Source organism: Neobacillus sp. NPDC058068 (genome assembly GCF_042885335.1).
Lineage (GTDB): Bacteria > Bacillota > Bacilli > Bacillales > Cytobacillaceae > Neobacillus.
Genome location: NZ_JBHVSI010000068.1, coordinates 1 through 1,137 on the forward strand (window position 1 = coordinate 1; position 1,137 = coordinate 1,137).

Annotated in this window: 2 tRNA genes and 2 rRNA genes; all 4 read left to right on the plus strand. The window is 49.4% G+C overall.

Annotated features, from left to right (window positions below):
* A 16S ribosomal RNA gene (locus ACFVSW_RS27990) occupies positions 1-82 on the plus strand; the annotation flags it as partial.
* Between the two features lie 97 nt (positions 83-179).
* Positions 180-256 (plus strand) — tRNA-Ile (locus ACFVSW_RS27995).
* 10 nt (positions 257-266) lie between these two features.
* Positions 267-342, plus strand: a tRNA-Ala gene (locus ACFVSW_RS28000).
* A gap of 108 nt (positions 343-450) precedes the next feature.
* Positions 451-1,137 (plus strand): 23S ribosomal RNA (locus ACFVSW_RS28005); the annotation flags it as partial.

Sequence of the window (1,137 nt, forward strand, 5' to 3'; positions counted from 1 at the left end):
GCCGCCTAAGGTGGGACAGATGATTGGGGTGAAGTCGTAACAAGGTAGCCGTATCGGAAGGTGCGGCTGGATCACCTCCTTTCTAAGGATAATGCAGTCCTTTCGGACTGATAATAAGGTTGACGTTTCTTGTTTGTTTAGTTTTGAGAGTGCAATCTCTCATATATATTTCGTTGTGGGGGCCTATAGCTCAGCTGGTTAGAGCGCACGCCTGATAAGCGTGAGGTCGATGGTTCGAGTCCATTTAGGCCCACCATACTCATAACGGGGCCTTAGCTCAGCTGGGAGAGCGCCTGCTTTGCACGCAGGAGGTCAGCGGTTCGATCCCGCTAGGCTCCACCAAAATTCGTTCCTTGAAAACTAGATAATCGTAAGAAGAAGCAAAGTAAACATCGAGTAATCGCCATTTTAGTTTTTCTCTCTATTTAATTAGAGTTATAAACCTTTTTAGGTTAAGTTAGAAAGGGCGCACGGTGAATGCCTTGGCACTAGGAGCCGATGAAGGACGGGACTAACACCGATATGCTTCGGGGAGCTGTAAGTAAGCTTTGATCCGGAGATTTCCGAATGGGGGAACCCACTGTTCGTAATGGAGCAGTATCTTTACCTGAATACATAGGGTATTGAAGGCATACCCGGGGAACTGAAACATCTAAGTACCCGGAGGAAGAGAAAGCAAACGCGATTCCCTGAGTAGCGGCGAGCGAAACGGGACATAGCCCAAACCAAGAGGCTTGCCTCTTGGGGTTGTAGGACACTCAACATGGAGTTACAAAGGAACGGGGTAGATGAAGCGATCTGGAAAGGTCCGTCATAGAAGGTAAAAACCCTGTAGTTGAAACTTCGTTCCCTCCTGAGTGGATCCTGAGTACGGCCGGACACGTGAAATCCGGTCGGAAGCAGGGAGGACCATCTCCCAAGGCTAAATACTCCCTAGTGACCGATAGTGAACCAGTACCGTGAGGGAAAGGTGAAAAGCACCCCGGAAGGGGAGTGAAATAGTTCCTGAAACCGTGTGCCTACAAGTAGTCAGAGCCCGTTTATGGGTGATGGCGTGCCTTTTGTAGAATGAACCGGCGAGTTACGATCCCATGCAAGGTTAAGTTGAAGAGACGGAGCCGCAGCGAAAGCGAGTCT